This is a genomic window from Clostridium sp. CCUG 7971, from assembly GCF_017590215.1.
GTDB lineage: Bacteria > Bacillota > Clostridia > Peptostreptococcales > Peptostreptococcaceae > Faecalimicrobium.
In genome coordinates this window covers 22,196-38,480 of record NZ_JAFFPK010000025.1, presented here as the reverse complement: position 1 = coordinate 38,480, position 16,285 = coordinate 22,196, and the positions used below count along the sequence as shown (strand labels likewise).

The 16,285-nt window shown below is 28.3% G+C and carries 15 protein-coding genes, 1 pseudogene and 1 other annotated feature (1 of these 17 only partly in view); of the genes and pseudogenes, 1 reads left to right on the top strand and 15 read right to left on the bottom strand.

Translation table 11 applies throughout. The annotated features are described in order from the left end of the window. The 7 genes from JWF52_RS03790 to JWF52_RS03760 all read right to left on the bottom strand — a co-directional run. Positions 1-615: D-alanyl-D-alanine carboxypeptidase family protein (locus tag JWF52_RS03790; protein ID WP_208332012.1), on the bottom strand; the 615-nt coding region annotated here is incomplete at its 3' end. Positions 616-673: 58 nt separating this feature from the next. Beyond that, positions 674-868: a CD1290 family small acid-soluble spore protein gene (locus JWF52_RS03785; RefSeq protein WP_208332011.1), complete on the bottom strand. Its 195-nt coding sequence runs from the start codon at positions 866-868 to the stop codon at positions 674-676. A gap of 267 nt (positions 869-1,135) precedes the next feature. Beyond that, positions 1,136-1,441, bottom strand: a complete 306-nt coding sequence (locus JWF52_RS03780; RefSeq protein ID WP_286183985.1) for a PTS sugar transporter subunit IIB — start codon at positions 1,439-1,441, stop codon at positions 1,136-1,138. Positions 1,442-1,571: 130 nt separating this feature from the next. Next, positions 1,572-2,324: a chitin disaccharide deacetylase gene (gene chbG / locus JWF52_RS03775; RefSeq protein WP_208332010.1), complete on the bottom strand. Its 753-nt coding sequence runs from the start codon at positions 2,322-2,324 to the stop codon at positions 1,572-1,574. Positions 2,325-2,481: 157 nt separating this feature from the next. Next, entirely contained in the window at positions 2,482-2,769 is a 288-nt protein-coding gene (locus JWF52_RS03770) for a DUF503 domain-containing protein (RefSeq protein ID WP_208332009.1), read from the bottom strand. Between the two features lie 52 nt (positions 2,770-2,821). Continuing rightward, entirely contained in the window at positions 2,822-3,157 is a 336-nt protein-coding gene (locus JWF52_RS03765; RefSeq protein ID WP_208332008.1) for a YlbF family regulator, read from the bottom strand. Positions 3,158-3,231: 74 nt separating this feature from the next. Next, positions 3,232-4,905 carry a ribonuclease J gene (locus JWF52_RS03760; protein ID WP_208332007.1) on the bottom strand — a complete coding sequence of 558 codons (1,674 nt, stop codon included), beginning with the start codon at positions 4,903-4,905 and terminating at the stop codon, positions 3,232-3,234. Between the two features lie 214 nt (positions 4,906-5,119). Between JWF52_RS03760 and JWF52_RS03755 the strand changes: the two genes are divergently transcribed. After that, positions 5,120-5,857, top strand: a complete 738-nt coding sequence (locus JWF52_RS03755; protein ID WP_208332006.1) for a metal-dependent hydrolase — start codon at positions 5,120-5,122, stop codon at positions 5,855-5,857. A 30-nt stretch (positions 5,858-5,887) separates the two neighbouring features. Here JWF52_RS03755 and JWF52_RS03750 read toward each other — a convergent pair whose 3' ends face one another. The 8 genes and pseudogenes from JWF52_RS03750 to alaS form a co-directional block, all read right to left on the bottom strand. After that, entirely contained in the window at positions 5,888-6,328 is a 441-nt protein-coding gene (locus JWF52_RS03750; protein WP_208332005.1) for a Fur family transcriptional regulator, read from the bottom strand. Between the two features lie 92 nt (positions 6,329-6,420). After that, positions 6,421-7,320 (bottom strand): LCP family protein, encoded by a 900-nt coding sequence (locus JWF52_RS03745; RefSeq protein ID WP_208332004.1) that lies wholly within the window; start codon positions 7,318-7,320, stop codon positions 6,421-6,423. A 248-nt stretch (positions 7,321-7,568) separates the two neighbouring features. Continuing rightward, a complete protein-coding gene (locus JWF52_RS03740) occupies positions 7,569-7,844 on the bottom strand; it encodes a DUF1292 domain-containing protein (protein ID WP_042272120.1) in 276 nt (91 codons plus the stop codon). 69 nt (positions 7,845-7,913) lie between these two features. Further along, positions 7,914-8,339: a Holliday junction resolvase RuvX gene (gene ruvX / locus JWF52_RS03735; RefSeq protein ID WP_208332003.1), complete on the bottom strand. Its 426-nt coding sequence runs from the start codon at positions 8,337-8,339 to the stop codon at positions 7,914-7,916. 227 nt (positions 8,340-8,566) lie between these two features. Continuing rightward, positions 8,567-10,738, bottom strand: coding sequence for a hypothetical protein (locus JWF52_RS03730; protein ID WP_208332002.1), 2,172 nt, complete (start codon positions 10,736-10,738; stop codon positions 8,567-8,569). Positions 10,739-10,855: 117 nt separating this feature from the next. Continuing rightward, positions 10,856-13,027, bottom strand: coding sequence for a hypothetical protein (locus JWF52_RS03725; protein ID WP_208332001.1), 2,172 nt, complete (start codon positions 13,025-13,027; stop codon positions 10,856-10,858). A gap of 9 nt (positions 13,028-13,036) precedes the next feature. Continuing rightward, the gene (locus JWF52_RS03720; RefSeq protein ID WP_208332000.1) at positions 13,037-13,294 is read right to left on the bottom strand and encodes an IreB family regulatory phosphoprotein; all 258 of its coding nucleotides are present in this window, start codon (positions 13,292-13,294) and stop codon (positions 13,037-13,039) included. Between the two features lie 21 nt (positions 13,295-13,315). Continuing rightward, positions 13,316-15,959: pseudogene (gene alaS, locus JWF52_RS03715) on the bottom strand (alanine--tRNA ligase). 143 nt (positions 15,960-16,102) lie between these two features. Then, positions 16,103-16,285 (bottom strand) — a binding site (T-box leader) (it continues 38 nt past the right edge of the window).

Here is a 16,285-nt window from a genome sequence, read left to right as displayed (position 1 = left end):
TTTTTTACCTACTACAACTTTGTCCATCCAAGTTGTTAAATACTTGTGTATAGTTTCATGTTTTAATAATTCCCTAGACATTAAAGCTATATCATGTGCTGATGTGTAATGATCATCTACTGGTAAACCGTTAGTGTTTGCAAAATGAGTATCCTTCATTCCTAACGATTGTGCTTTTTTATTCATCATATCTACAAAGGCCTCTACACTACCTGCTATATGTTCTGCCATAGCAACACAACCATCATTTGCTGAAGCTACTGCTATACCTTTTAAAAGGGTATTAACATCTTGAGTTTCTCCTGGTTCTAAAAATATTTGGCTTCCACCCATACTTGCAGCATTTTCGCTTATTTGTACTTTATCATCTAATTTTACTTTACCTGAATCTAGTGCTTCACATATTAATAACATTGTCATTACTTTTGTTACACTAGCTGGTGGTAACTTATCATGTGCATTCTTTTCATAAAGAATCTGTCCACTTCCTACATCCATCAATATTGCCGATTTTGATGATATATTTATGGTAGCACTAGGATCACCTGCAAAAGCTATATTCATAGGCATTAAAGCAAGTAACATAGTCATAGCTATACTAGTCAGTTTTTTCATCAACGTCACCTCTTAATATTTATTTAAACTTATTTTCTACCATTTACATTTTTTTATTCTATTGGTGATGTTTTACTTGATGAGTATTTTTTTTATTTTCTAACTTTCTAAAATGACTAGCTAAAGCTCCATCATTGTGTGCATTTTCTATTATGTCAAATGCATATTCATAATCCATACCATAGTCTGCTGCTATTTCCATTCTTACTTGTTTTAAAGCCATTCTTGCATTATGATTTGCTATATTATTCATTTTTAGCCTCCTATTAGCATTTATTTATATGTAATTATTTTCTACTAATATTCAGCTTTTATAATTGTTATTTTTTGTCAAAACTCGTTTCGCTTAATCTACTTCGTAGTCGCTACACTCATGTCGCCAACGATATGACACTCGCTATTGCTTCGGTCACATCCGTTGCTCAAAATTCTACGTTCTTATTGCCAGCGATATACATTTTCTCAAAATATAGCTTTCTATAACAAAAAAGGATGCCTTTTGGCATCCTCTAAAATCTAATTATTTTCCTGCTAATTTTATAGCTCTATCTAATACAGCTGCTCCATTACACATTCCGTAATGAGACATGTTTATAACCTCAACTGGTGCTTTTCCATCTACTATTTTCTTAGCTTTTTCTAACATAAATCTAACTTGTGGTCCTAGTAATAAAACATCAAAGTTTCCTATTTCTTTATCTATATTAGCTTCACTTATAGCCCAAATTTTTGCTTCTATTCCTTTTTCCTTTGCTGCTGCTTCCATTTTTGTTACTAATAAAGATGTTGACATCCCTGCTGAACAAGCTAACATTATTCTTATCATAATATTTCCCTCCTAGTATTTAATGTACCTGAGTACTTAATATTTATTTAGTATTATATTATCCACTTTTTTGAAAACGTTTTTTAATATATTATAATAATACACTATTCATTTTTAATTGTCTATACATTTAATTTTTATTTTCTAAAATACTTTTATCACTATAATTAACCAAGGTTATATTATTTTTTTCTAGTACTTTTTTTACATTTTCAGATGTTAATATCTTATGCTCTTTAGTTCTTGGTATAGCATAAGAAGTTGAATTTAATAAAAATTCATCTACAAAAGCTGGATGAGTCATTATATCTGCTATTTCATATTTCTTTAATTCTTCTATATTTTTTTCAAAATAATCATAGTCTACATTATTAGCATAAAAAGTATCTACAACAGGTATTATTTTTTTATAATCTAGATTATACTCAAATCCTCCTCTAATTGGTAGCCTATACTTGTTTAATATTTTTTTGATTACTGGATTTAATTTTAATAATCCATGTACATGATGATGACTATCTAAGTGAGTTATTTTTACACCAGATTCTATAACTCTATCTATTTGAGCACAAAATTCTTCATATATTTCATTCATGTCCATATCTTCTAAAGATTCATTTGTAATTCTTTTATAAAAGTATCCATTTTCATCTACGATTGTTTTATGCTTTTTAAGTAGAGGTTTATAACAGCTTAAAGTCATATGAACCCCACATCCTAATCCTGGATTTTCTTTTAATAACTCTACTCCTTGTTCAAACCCTGGCATTGCACTCATCATAGTCGTAGAGCTTACTACCCCATTTTTGTATGCTGATATTATTCCTACATTAACACCCTCAGTATATCCAAAATCATCTGCGTTTATTATTAGCTTTGTCATACTTATACCATCCCCTATTTCTACAATATTAAACTACAAAGTATTACTTTTCTTATAACGTACCATCGTTTTTATATGTAAGTCAACTGTTATTTATAATAATGTATATACATTTAATCATATACAAAAAAGCTTAGATTTCTCTAAGCCTTTTTATTTAATAGTCATTGATTTCATCTTCAATTTCTATTATTTCTGCATCTGTATTTGCATCTATAAAATTTAAAATTTTCTCTCTAGTAAAATCTCCTTGTCTAGAGTCTAGAGATATTGATGCTATCCCTATTGTAATTCTTTGATGCAAATCTTGATTTTCTATTTCAGAAACAGATGCATTAAAATTATTTTGTAATTTTTTAACTAAGCTTTTTACTACCATTCTTTTTTCTTTTAATGAATGTACCCAACTAGCTCTAAGATTTATTTTCATTACTAATATTTTCATAGTAATTTACCTTTCTTTTGTTTATATAATAATTTTCATCTATTAATATTAACTATTTATAATCTTTTTCTACTGCCTGAGCTAATATTTTATTTATATTATCCATCATTAAAGTTAGTTTTTGCTCATTAGTTAAGTAATTATACAGTTTTTTATTATTTGTTACTTTCTTTTTTGTGTTTTCTATCTTTGTATTAGTTTTTTTATCTATTTGTTGATTTTTCATGGTGTAGCTTTGAATTTGCATTTGAGTTAATCTGTAATCTTTTAAAAGCTCCTCACATTCTTTATCAGATTTAACCTCTTTCATAGATTTTCTAAAATCTTTATACTCTTTACTATTTTTTATTTCACTAGCTAACTTTGTAGCTGTATCATAAACTCCCATAAAAACCTCCAGATATTATATATTACTTCAATAAAAAAGATTGAATATAATAAATTATATTCAATCTCTTATAATTATACCTCCATTATTATAGGAAGTATCATTGGATTTCTCTTTGTCTTTTGGTATAGGTACTCTTTTAAGTTTTCTTTTATATTATTCTTTAAATAAGCCCACTCTTTTATGTTTCTATCTTCACAGTCTTTTAAGACTTGCTTAATTACATTTTTTGCTCCATCCATTAAATCTTCTGATTCTCTTACATATACAAATCCTCTAGATATAATATCTGGTCCTGCTAATACTTTTCCGTCTTCTTTTGATATTGTTACTACTACTATCATCAGTCCATCTTCTGATAAATGTTTTCTATCTCTTAATACTATATTACCTACATCTCCAACACCTAATCCATCAACTAATACATTTCCTGTTGGTATGTTTCCAACTACCTTAGCTGAATTTCTATCTATCTCTAAAACTTCTCCAGTTTTATTTATAAATATATTTTGACTTGGCATTCCTAATTCTTCTGCTAATTCAGCATGTTTCTTTAACATTCTATATTCACCATGAACTGGCATAAAGAATTTAGGTTTAGTTATTCTATGAATAAGCTTTAATTCTTCTTGGCAAGCATGCCCCGAAACATGTATGTCTGCTTCGTCATAAACTACTTCTGCTCCTTTTTCAAATAAGAAGTCTATTACTTTTGATATTGGTTTCTCATTCCCTGGTATTGGATGAGCTGATATTATTATTAAATCTCCATTTTTTATTTCCACTTTTTTATGTTCAGCACTTGCCATTCTTGCAAGAGCTGACATTGGCTCTCCTTGAGATCCTGTTGTTATTAAAACTATTTCATTATCTTCGTATTTAGATAAATCATTTAGGTCTATTAACATATTATCTGGGATATCTATATATTCTAGCTCTCTAGCAACATTAACTACATTTACCATAGATCTTCCTGACACCGCTACTTTTCTATTAAACTTTTCCGCTGTATTTATTATCTGTTGTAGCCTGTGTATGTTAGATGCAAATGTTGCAACTATTATTCTGCTATTACTAGCTTTTCTAAATAAATCCTCTAGTCTTGAGCTTACTATTCTTTCTGACATAGTATATCCTGGTCTTTTGGCATTAGTACTTTCTGCTAATAATAAAAGTACTCCTTTTTTACCAAGTTCACAGATTCTTGGTATATCCATAACTTCTCCATCCATAGGAGTATAATCTATCTTAAAATCTCCTGTATGATATATTATACCTTGATCCGTATGAACAGCTATAGAGCAAGCATCTGGTATACTATGATTGTTCTTTATAAACTCTATTTCCATATTGTTAAGCTTTATCATTTGCTTTGGCGTTATAACATTTAGCTTAACATTATTCATTTTATGCTCTTTTAGCTTAACTTGTATAAGCCCTACACTAAGTTTTGATCCATATATAGGTACATTTATCTTTCTTAATATATATGGAAGAGCCCCGATATGGTCTTCATGCCCATGTGTAATAAATATACCTTTTACTTTATCCTTATTTTTTATTAAATAAGTTATATCAGGTATGACTATGTCTACCCCCAACATATCATCTCCTGGGAAACTAAGCCCAGCATCTATTACAATTATTTCATCTTTATACTCAACCAGAGTCATGTTTTTTCCGACTTCGTTAAGCCCACCTAGTGCCATTATCTTTATTTTATTGGCATTTTTCTTGAACAATTGCATCATCTCCTTCTGTCTATTCAGTTTTTCTTAAATTTCAACACGTTCTATAATTTAGATAATATCAAATCACGCACTCTTTACCAGTTATTATCATTGTACCATATTTCCTGATATAATTTAAGTAATATTTAAAATACATTTATTGTATTATTTTGACAAAGTTATCCTATTCTGATATTCTCTGAGTATAATATACCAAATTAAAGGAGGACATATGAGAGGTAAAACCCACTGTGCCATAGGTGTTTTAAGTGTTATACAAGCTTCTCTACTTTTTCAAACACCTATTTCTATCTTTAATCTTATCTTGTCTGCTTTTTTCTCAATACTTCCAGACTTAGATGAATCTAATTCTATCGTTTCAGACTTCTTTTTAAAAAAGAATGTATCTAAGTTTATACTAAAGCTGGCAATATACTTGATAAATATAGTAATCTTCTTTATATCTTTAAAAATAAACGATAATTTTTATATAAGCTCTGCAGTAACATTTATAGCTATTATAATAATAGAAGCTAAGTTAACTCATACATTACTTAGAAAGATTTTCTTATCTCTAATATTTGTTTTTTTAGCTATATGTCTTTATTTAATAAATGTAAAAATATATTTTTCAATTTTTTGCCTAATGCTAGCAACTTTTCCTTGGCTTAAACATAGAAGTTTTTCTCATAGTATATTTGCTACCGTGTTAATATATTTTCTATTAAAACAAATAGAACTAATATATAATATATCTAATTTGGCATTTTTTGGTACTATTAGTTATGCTAGTCATCTATTTTTAGGCGATTTATTTACAAAATCAGGAATTCCTATTTTATATCCAATAAGTAATAAAAAATTCTCTTTAGGGTTTTTTAGGGTTGGAAGTGGGTTTAATAATATATTAGAAATGCTATTTGTGATGTTATTAGTAAGTTGGATAATTTTCACTATAATAAAAATGTAAGTCCCATTTGGGACTTACATTTTTATAGTATTATTTACTACATGCATCACATAACCCATAGAATTTAACATCATGGTCTAATATTTTAAATTTATATAATTCTTGTATTTGATTTTCAATATTATCTAATAAATCTTCCTGTGCTTCCATTATCTTTCCACAGCTTTTACAAATAAGATGATGATGATTATGACAATCTTGTCTATCTAAACTAAGTTCATATCTTATACATCCGTCATCTAAGTTAAGTTTTGATATTACTCCTATTTCATCTAGTAGTTGCATTGTTCTATAAACAGTAGCAAGCCCTATTTCTGGACAGTCTACTCTTACTAAATCATAAATTTCTTCACTGCTTAGATGCTCTGAATTATTTTTAAGTAGTATGTCTACTATAGCTCTCCTTTGTGGAGTAATTTTAAATCCTGTTTCTTTTAATTTTTCTTTTAATATATCCATTGTATTAATCATAATATCACCCTTATTTTTCAATTGATAATCTTTATTAATTATTTTAATTGATAATCAAGTTTTTGTCAACATTTAAGAAAACGTTCTTTTTATTAATTGCCATAAATGAAGTTGTGTAGAACCTCTAAATTCTTATCTATATTCCATTTAACCACATACATTCCATCTTCATTTAATCTTCCTTCTTCTCTATAATCTGCAAGTGGAAACTCTAGTTGTTTAATATCATAACTTGCAAGTTCATGTGCTGAAAATGCTAGTTTCATTATTTTATCTAAAGCTATATTAACATCTACATGCTTTAATACACTTTTAATTACTTTAGGGTATTTAGTTATAGATGTATTTGACAATTTATTAGCTATGCTAGTTAAAATCGCTCTTTGTCTTTCATCTCTTTTGTATATTGTGTCTATTTTTCTAATTCTAGCATAAGCTAATGCTTGATATCCATTTAAATTATTAATCCCTTTATTTTCTATATACTTAATATTACCCTTATTTGAGTCATTGAAACCATAACATGTTTTAATAAACTTATTTAAGTGGTTAATTTCGCCTTCTTTAATATCTACTTCAACACCGCCTAAAACATCTACCACGTCAATAAATGATTTAAAATCTACAAGTGCATAGTCAGTTATATCTAAATTAAAATTTTTATTAATAGTTTGAATTAGTAATTCTTCTCCACCATAAGCATATGCATGATTTAATTTTTCACGGCCTTTACCTGGTATATCAACTAAAGTATCCCTTACTAAGGACGTTAATTTTAAAGACTTATTAAGGTTATCAATAGTTAGAATTATCATTGAGTCTGACCTTGCTGGTCCTTTATTACTAAGACTATCTCTACCTATTAACAATATATTATCTACTTTTTTTTGATTAGAAACTTCATTAAATTCATCTTCAGCATAAACATTATTTGAACATATCATAAATATAAATGCTAAAGATAAAATTAATATATTTTTTAATTTTGTCATTTTATCACTGCCTTTTAAGATTAGATTTATATTTTTTATTTTCTCCTCTTAATCTAAAATTTACCCGTATTATATAAATTACAATATATTTACTTGTTAGGATTTTTTTGTAAGTTATATTTAAATCAATTATTTTTTAATCATTTTTTGTATATAAATATATCATTTATCTATTAATTAATTTATATACAAAAAAGCTTCTTAAAATCAAATTTGATTTTAAGAAGCTACAAGTTATAAATTATATATTATTGCTCGTCTTCGTCGAAGTTTAATCCTTCTTCTTCCATTAATGTATTGTATACATCTACAACTATTTCGTATTCTGCATCATCTTCTAAAGGAACTAATATTTCTCCTTCTTCATCTTGGTCTATTCTAAATATTAATGCTTCTTCTGCTTCTTCATCTTCAACAGGCATTAATATAGCGTATTCCTTTCCTTCTGCTTCTAGAGTTAATATTATTTCAAATTGAGCTTCAACTCCGTTTTCGTCAACTAAACTTATTATGTTTTCTTGCATGCGATTCACCTCTGATTCATTATTTGTTATTTATATTATATATCATAAAGATATAATTTTATAGGTGTTTTAAAAATTTCTTTGTCTATCTAAGTATCCTTGTAAAATTATAACAGCTGCAACCATATCTATTACACTTTTTCTATTTTCTCTTCTTACATTTCCTTGTATTAGCGTTCTTTCAGCTGCTACTGTAGATAATCTCTCATCCCAGTATTCAATTTTTATTCCAGTTTCTTCTTCTAGTAATTCACAAAACTTTATTACTTTTTCACCTTGTGGTCCAAGTGTTCCATTCATATTCTTTGGAAGCCCAGAAACTATTTTATTAACTTGTCTTTCCTTTATTATTGACTTTAATTCCTCTATGTCTTTTTTCTTTCCTATTCTTTTAACAGTTTTTACACCTTGTGCAGTTAATCCCATTAAATCACTTACTGCAACTCCAATAGTTTTATCTCCTACATCAAGACCCATTATTCTTCCGTCTAACATATGTTTTCTCCTTATAGTGCTTGTGTTATATTAATTTAATAAACTTAGAATACCATATATTATACTATTATGTATAGCTACTAATATACTTATTATTGCTTAAATTGTATATATTTATTTAGTTTATATAAATATATATCTGATTTTCTTTAATAATCACTCATCAAAACATTCTAGTATATAAAAATTAGACAGGTAATTATCCTGACTAACCTTATTTTAAATTTTTAACTTTTTTTATTATCAAATATCATCATATTTATACTTATTATTATCAGTGGTATAAGTATATAAATAGATGCTGTAGCTGCTGCTATTATTCCTGAATCATTAACTAAAAGTGTAACAACACATCCTACCATAGTAGCTATAAATCCTTTAAATATAAATGGATACTTATCAGCTATCAATCTAAAATGTCTTGTCGGTCTAAATATAAGTACTCCAATTATACCTACACCTGCTAGCAAAATATTTACCCATACACTAGTTTGAGCTAATTTTAAGTTCATTTGTATTTTTCTACCAAATGTTTGAACTATTTCACTCGGTCCATTTAACATAATTTGTTTAACAAATCCTGATAAATGGGACTCACTTCCTGATATTATATCTATAGCTGCAAAAACTACTACTACACCTACAGCTGCCATTCCCAGCAGTATAACTTTCTTAAGGTCAAGTTTAACATCAAATATTAATAAAACTAATAATAAATATGCTACACACTCTGATATTGCAGCTCCAACATTAGCTCCCATCGCTGGAGATGCTGTTGTAATTAGTATTATAAGACTTAAAACTGCTACAGCCCATTTTGGTATCTTTTTATAATCAAGTAAAACTGCTAATCCAAAAATTGCACTACCAATTGCAATACCTTGATATTCATTACCCATACCATAGTATCTTGCACCAATTATAGCATCATAACTCATTATGCTACTTTTCATTAAATATGTACCAAATATAGAGTCAAAGGCTATAACTAGTATTGTTATAATAGAAAAAAATGCCATATGCTTTACATCATCTTTTAATACTTTTCTACCTATAATGTATAATACTAGCGTTGTTAAAATTATACCTGATGAAATAAACTCTGGTGTTTTTAAATTAAGTACTGGAGCTATTAGGAAAGATATTGGTAATATAAATCCTAGTTTTATAAATTCTTTTAATAAATTAAAAACTTTCTCCTTATGAGATATTCTATCTCTAAATAACACTAAAGCCATGGCTATCACCCAAGATGCAGATACAATACCTACAAATCCATTTATAATAGTTGATCGTATACTAGATATAGATACTATCTTCTCATATTCATCTAATATATATCCAGTATTATCTTCTTTATTTACTAGTTCATAGTTTTTACCTACCATATCATCATTAGTAAGTCCAAATTCATTTAATATGTCTACACCAACATCCAAATTAGCAACAATTCCATCTCTTCTTGTTGTAGATGAAGATAATAGTCCTTTGTTATTTCCTTTAAATTTAATTATTGGAGATAATCTTCTTCTATTTTTATAGTCTATGTCACTTGGGAATCCACTAGTTATATAAACAGTATCATTTTCTCCTACCATTTCAAATACTTCTTTTAAGTATTTATCAATATTTTTATAAATACTTTTTTTCATACTTGCAAATGTATGGTCATTTAAATAGCTTTTATATAAATCTAGTCTATTTGTATCTCCTAATTCTATAAATAATGCATCACTATTTTTATAGTTTTCCTTAGTTTCTTTGATTAATTTATCATAATCAGTTTGTATTCCAAATGGCATACTTGAATTTTTAGTATTTATATTATCTATATTACCAGCATCTATTCTACCGTACTGATCCATACAAACTAAACCTAAATCTCTATTTTTTACTAGTTCTCCATTTTCAATAATATCTGCATTACCAAGTAAAGCAACTTTTAATTTATTTTCAGATAGTGTTTGACCAAGAGAACCTAGCACTGATCCATACTGACCATTATCTACATTTTCATTTATTGATTTATTTATAGTTTGATTATTTATTTTTTTTGGTGATTTTCCAGTTGTCGCTTTAAAACTTGCTTTTGCATCTTCATTAATCTCTTCAAAATTGATATTCATTTCTGTAGATACACTAGCTCTACCACCAGCGCCCATACTCGCAAAGGACCTTCTATCATCAGTTCCTTTATCACCTCTTATATTCATAAGACCTATATATCCTCTAGTTGATAATTCATTTTCTAGAGAAGGTATCTTAAGCATATTTATAAGGTTAGTTCTGTTCATATCAATAAATATAACTTTACCTTTTTCATCAGCAAAGCTATACCCAGTAACAGAAACTAATACTAATAAAATTGATGCTAATAATGATACAATTTTTTTATTCATTAGATTGACCTACTTTCTATAACTATATTACCTGATTTATTTAGTTATTACATCATTATTTAATTTATAAATAAAAATTAGCCAGGTAATTCTCCTGGCTAACTTTATTTTAAAGTTTTAACTTTTTTTATCATCAAATATCATCATATTTATACTTATTATTATAAGTGGTATAAGTATATAAATAGATGCTGTAGCTGCTGCTACTATTCCTGAATCATTAACTAATAGTGTAACAAAACATCCTACAATAGATGCAACAAATCCTTTAAATAATATAGGATATTTCTTAGCTATTGTTCTAAAGTGTCTAGATGGTCTAAATATAAGTATTCCTATTATACCTATTCCAGCAAGTAAAATATTTACCCATACACTACTTTGAGCTAACTTCATGTTCATTTGTATCTTTCTACCAAATGTCTGAATTATAGCTTCTGGCCCATTTAATAATATTTGTTTTACAAATAATCCTAGATGAGATTCACTTCCTGATACTAAATCTAACACTGCAAATACTACTACTACTACTACTGCAGCTATCCCTAATAGTACAACCTTTTTAAAATCCATTTTAACATCAAATATTAGTAATATGAATAATAAATAGGCTACACATTCTGATATAGCTCCACCTACGTTAGCTCCCATTGATGGATATGCACTAGTTATAAGTATAATAAGTGAAAATACTACTACTAACCACTTAGGAATTTTCTTGTAATTTAAAAGTACTGCTAGGGCAAATACTGCTGATGCTATTGTAACACCTTCATATTCATTTCCTATACCATAGTATCTAGCACCAATTATTGCATCATAACTCATTATATTATTTTTCATTAAGTAAGTTCCAAATACAGAGTCAACAGTTATAACAAGTATTGTTAAAAATGCAAAAAATCCCATTTGCTTTAAGTCTTCTTTAAATAACCATCTACCTAAAACATAAAATGCTAAAGTTGTTAAAAGTATTCCGCAAGTTATAGTAACTGGTGTTTGTAAGTTAAATATAGGAGCTACTAATAATGATAATGGCATTATTATTCCTAATTTTATAAACTCTTTCAGAACTGAAAATACTTTTTCTTGGTTAGTTATTTTATCTCTAATAAATATTAAGCACATTGCAACTACCCATGATATAGATATTACACTAACAAATCCGTTTATAACATTTGTTCTTATATCAGCTATTGTAACTATTTTTTCAAATTCATCTGATAAATATTCTACATTATCGTCTTTTTCTATAAGACTATAGCTTTTACCTACCATGACATCATTTTTAAGACCAAATTCGTTTAGTATATCTACTCCTATATCTATATTTGCAACTATACCATCTCTTCTTGTTGTAGCTGAAGATAATACACCTTTACTGTCTCCTTTAAACTTAATTATTGGAGATAGTCTTCTTTTATTTTTATAGTCTATATCACTTGGGAATCCACTAGATATATAGACAGTGTCATTTTCTCCTACCATTTCAAATACTTCTTTTAAGTATTTATCAATATTTTTATAAACACTTTTTTTCATACTTGAAAATGTATGATCATTTAAATAACTTTTATATAAATCTAGTCTGTACGTGTCTCCTAAATCTATAAATAGAGTATCATTATTTTTATAATTTTCTTTAGTTTCTTTAATTAGTTTATCATAATCAGTTTGTATTCCAAATGGCATACTTGAATTTTTTATGTTTATGTTATCTATATTACCAGCATCTATTCTACCATACTGGTCCATACAAACTAAACCTAAATCTCTATTTTTTATCAGTTCACCATTTTCAATAATATCTGAATTACCAAGTAAAGCAACTTTTAATTTATTTTCAGATAGTGTTTGGCCAAGAGATCCTAGTACTGATCCATATTGACCATTTTCTATGTTTTCATTTATTGATTTATTTATAGTCAGGTCATTTATTTTTTTTGGTGATTTTCCAGTTGCTGCTTTGAAAGTTTCTTTTGCATCTTCATTAATTTCTTCAAAATTAATATTCATTTCTGTTGATACATTAGCTCTACCTCCAGCACCCATACTTGCGAAGGACCTTCTATCATCAGTTCCTTTATCACCTCTTATATTCATAAGACCTATATATCCTCTAGTTGATAGTTCATTTTCTAGAGAAGGTATCTTAAGCATATTTATAAGACTAGTTCTATTCATATCAATAAATATAACTTTGCCTTTTTCATCGGCAAAGCTATACCCAGTAACAGAAACTAATACTAATAAAATTGATGCTAATAATGATACAATCTTTTTTTTCATTAGATTGACCTACTTTCTGTTAAGATAGTACGTGATTACTTCTTCAAGTATCTCATCTCTTTCAAATTTTTTAATTATATTCCTAGCATTTTTATGACTAGTTACATAACTTGAATCACCTGAAAGAAGATACCCTATAATTTGATTTATAGGGTTATATCCTTTTTCAACTAATGCTTCATATACAACATCTATTGCCTCAGAAACGCTCATTTTATCTTCTGTTATACTTTCAAATTTTGTAGTATAATCTAAATCTTTTTCCATGTTAAAAACCTCCTAAAGTAATTATTTTACTTGTGTTTTAACAACCTCACTTGCATAGTTTAGAGCTTCATCAACTTTATTTATATCAGTTGCTCCAGCTTGTGCCATGTTAGGTCTTCCTCCACCTTTTCCACCAGCTATTTTTGCAACTTCTCTAACTATATTACCTGAATGTATTCCTTTAGTTATTACATCATTTGTAGCAGTAACAACAAAGTTTACTTTATCATCAACTACATTTGCAAGAACTACTACACCAGAATCTAACTTATCTCTTAAGTTATCTGCAACTTCTTTAAGTGTATTCATATCCATACCTTCAAACTTAGTAGCTACTAGATTAACTCCATTTATATCTACTTTAGAATCAATAACTGAGTCTACATTTTGTAAGCTCATCTTAGTTTTTACATCATGTAATTCTTTAGATAAGTTTTTATTTTCTTCTAAAAGATTAATTACTCTTTGAGCTAAACTATCTTCTTTAGTTTTTAAGTTTGATGAAACTTCAGCTATTAACGCTTCTTTTTCTTTTAAGTATTCATATACTGCTTTACCTGTTATAGCTTCTATTCTTCTAACACCAGCAGCAACTCCACCTTCAGATAATATCTTAAACATTCCTACTTGAGAAGTATTAGTTAAGTGTGTTCCTCCACAAAGTTCTATTGATAAGTCTCCCATTGAAACAACTCTTACCTCATTACCATACTTTTCGCCAAATAGAGCTGTAGCTCCTTTTTCTTTTGCTTCATTTATAGTCATATTTTCACAATTTATATCTAAAGCTTCTAATATTGCTTCATTTACTTTTTCTTCTATAACTTTTAATTCATCTTTTGTTATAGCTTCAAAATGAGTAACATCAAATCTTAATCTTTCTGGAGTAACAAGTGATCCTGCTTGGTTAACATGATCTCCTAATACTTCTTTTAATACTTTGTGTAATAAGTGAGTAGCACTATGGTTTCTAGCAGAAGCCATTCTTACTTCTTTATTTACTATTGTCTTTAATACTTCACCATTATTTACTTTTCCTGACTTAACAGTTCCTATGTGTTTTATAGTGTTATTAGCACCTTTTCTTGTATCAGTTATTTCTATTACTATATCTTCATCATCATTTACTAAAACTCCACAGTCTCCTGACTGTCCTCCACCTTCTGGGTAGAATGTTGTTTTATCTAGTACTATAACTACATTTTGTCCAGCTTCCGCACTTTCTACTATTTCATTGTCTACAACTATAGCTTTAGCTATCCCTTTATTTTCTAATTCTTTATATCCGTCAAATTCACTAGCAACAGAAGAATCTAATTTAGATAATGGATCTTCTTTCCAACTTTCTCCATCCATATTTCCTCTAGCACTTCTAGCTCTTTCTCTTTGCTTATTCATTTCTTCGTTGAAAGCTTCTTCATCTATTAAAAGATTTTCTTCTTCTAATATTTCTTTAGTTAAATCGATTGGGAATCCATAAGTGTCATATAATTTAAATGCATTTTCTCCACTTAAAGTAGTTTCTTTATTTTCTTTTAACTCAGCTATATAAGAAGCTAGTATTTCACTACCTTGATCTATAGTTTCATTGAATTTTTCTTCTTCTATTCTTATAACTTTTTTGATGTAGCTTTCTTTTTCAACTAGTTCTGGGTAAGCTTCTCCACTTACTTTTATAACTTCATCAACTAATTTGAATAAGAAGTTTTCTTTTATTCCAAGTAACTTTCCATGACGAGCAGCACGTCTTAATAATCTTCTTAGTACATATCCTCTACCTTCATTTGATGGAAGTACTCCATCTGCTACTAAAAAACTTACAGCTCTTATATGGTCCGTTATTATTCTTACAGAAACATCTTTTTTAGTGTCTTTTCCATATTCTACATTAGCAGCTTTTTCTATAGCACTTATTATTTGTCTTATTGTATCTACTTCAAATATATTATCAACGTCTTGCATTATACAAGCCATTCTCTCTAAGCCCATACCTGTATCTATATTTTTATGCTCTAATTGTCCATAGTTACCATTTTCATCTCTATCAAATTGAGTATACATGGTTCCAGAATTCTAAGTATCTATCGCAATCACATCCTGGTTTACAATCTGGATTGTCACATCCATATTCTGGTCCTCTATCATAATGTATTTCTGAACATGGTCCGCAAGGTCCTATACCTATTTCCCAAAAGTTATCATCTTTTCCAAGTCTAACTAATCTTTCTTCAGGGAATCCCATTTCTTTTGCCCATAAGTCATATGAATCATCATCTTCTTCGTACACTGTAACCCATATCTTTTCTTCAGGCATATGTAAATGCTCTGTAACGAACTCCCATCCCCATCTTATAGATTCTCTCTTAAAGTAATCTCCAAATGAGAAGTTTCCTAACATTTCAAAGAAAGTACCATGTCTTGCAGTCTTTCCTACATTTTCTATATCACCAGTTCTTATACATTTTTGACAAGTAGTCATTCTTTTACTTGGTGGCACTTCAACTCCTGCAAAGTAGTTTTTAAGTGGTGCCATACCTGAGTTTATAAGTAGTAAACTTTTATCGTTATGTGGTACTAAAGACGCACTTTCCTTTACATAGTGATCTTTAGATTCAAAGAATTTTAAGAATTTACTTCTTATTTCGTTTAATCCCATTTGTTGCATATTAACATCCTCCTATATATTAAAAATTCGCTTCGATCATATAGACAACAATCTTTAAAAACAGATTCGTTGCTTAAGTCTAGCAGCTGAGATTATAAATAATCTCTTAGTATATTAAAAAACCTCGCGCCTATAAATAAACTTATAGGGGCGAGGATTATATTCGCGGTACCACCCTAATTATCACAAAATTTGTGACATCTTTGGAAAACCTTAGTTATAACGGAACCACCGACAACCCTTACTAAAATTTCAAGATTGTAACTCAAAGACTGCTTCAATTATTTTATTCTAAGGGCTTGCACCGTATTCCCTCTCTCTGTGAG

Bases quoted from the DNA above. Each gene is read 5' to 3' on its own strand.
- JWF52_RS03785 (WP_208332011.1), bottom strand. From the start codon at position 868: ATGAATAATATAGCAAATCATAATGCAAGAATGGCTTTAAAACAAGTA.
- JWF52_RS03780 (WP_286183985.1), bottom strand. From the start codon at position 1,441: ATGATAAGAATAATGTTAGCTTGTTCAGCAGGGATGTCAACATCTTTA.
- chbG (WP_208332010.1), bottom strand. From the start codon at position 2,324: ATGACAAAGCTAATAATAAACGCAGATGATTTTGGATATACTGAGGGT.
- JWF52_RS03770 (WP_208332009.1), bottom strand. From the start codon at position 2,769: ATGAAAATATTAGTAATGAAAATAAATCTTAGAGCTAGTTGGGTACAT.
- JWF52_RS03765 (WP_208332008.1), bottom strand. From the start codon at position 3,157: ATGGGAGTTTATGATACAGCTACAAAGTTAGCTAGTGAAATAAAAAAT.
- JWF52_RS03760 (WP_208332007.1), bottom strand. From the start codon at position 4,905: ATGCAATTGTTCAAGAAAAATGCCAATAAAATAAAGATAATGGCACTA.
- JWF52_RS03755 (WP_208332006.1), top strand. From the start codon at position 5,120: ATGAGAGGTAAAACCCACTGTGCCATAGGTGTTTTAAGTGTTATACAA.
- JWF52_RS03750 (WP_208332005.1), bottom strand. From the start codon at position 6,328: ATGATTAATACAATGGATATATTAAAAGAAAAATTAAAAGAAACAGGA.
- JWF52_RS03745 (WP_208332004.1), bottom strand. From the start codon at position 7,320: ATGACAAAATTAAAAAATATATTAATTTTATCTTTAGCATTTATATTT.
- JWF52_RS03740 (WP_042272120.1), bottom strand. From the start codon at position 7,844: ATGCAAGAAAACATAATAAGTTTAGTTGACGAAAACGGAGTTGAAGCT.
- ruvX (WP_208332003.1), bottom strand. From the start codon at position 8,339: ATGTTAGACGGAAGAATAATGGGTCTTGATGTAGGAGATAAAACTATT.
- JWF52_RS03730 (WP_208332002.1), bottom strand. From the start codon at position 10,738: ATGAATAAAAAAATTGTATCATTATTAGCATCAATTTTATTAGTATTA.
- JWF52_RS03725 (WP_208332001.1), bottom strand. From the start codon at position 13,027: ATGAAAAAAAAGATTGTATCATTATTAGCATCAATTTTATTAGTATTA.
- JWF52_RS03720 (WP_208332000.1), bottom strand. From the start codon at position 13,294: ATGGAAAAAGATTTAGATTATACTACAAAATTTGAAAGTATAACAGAA.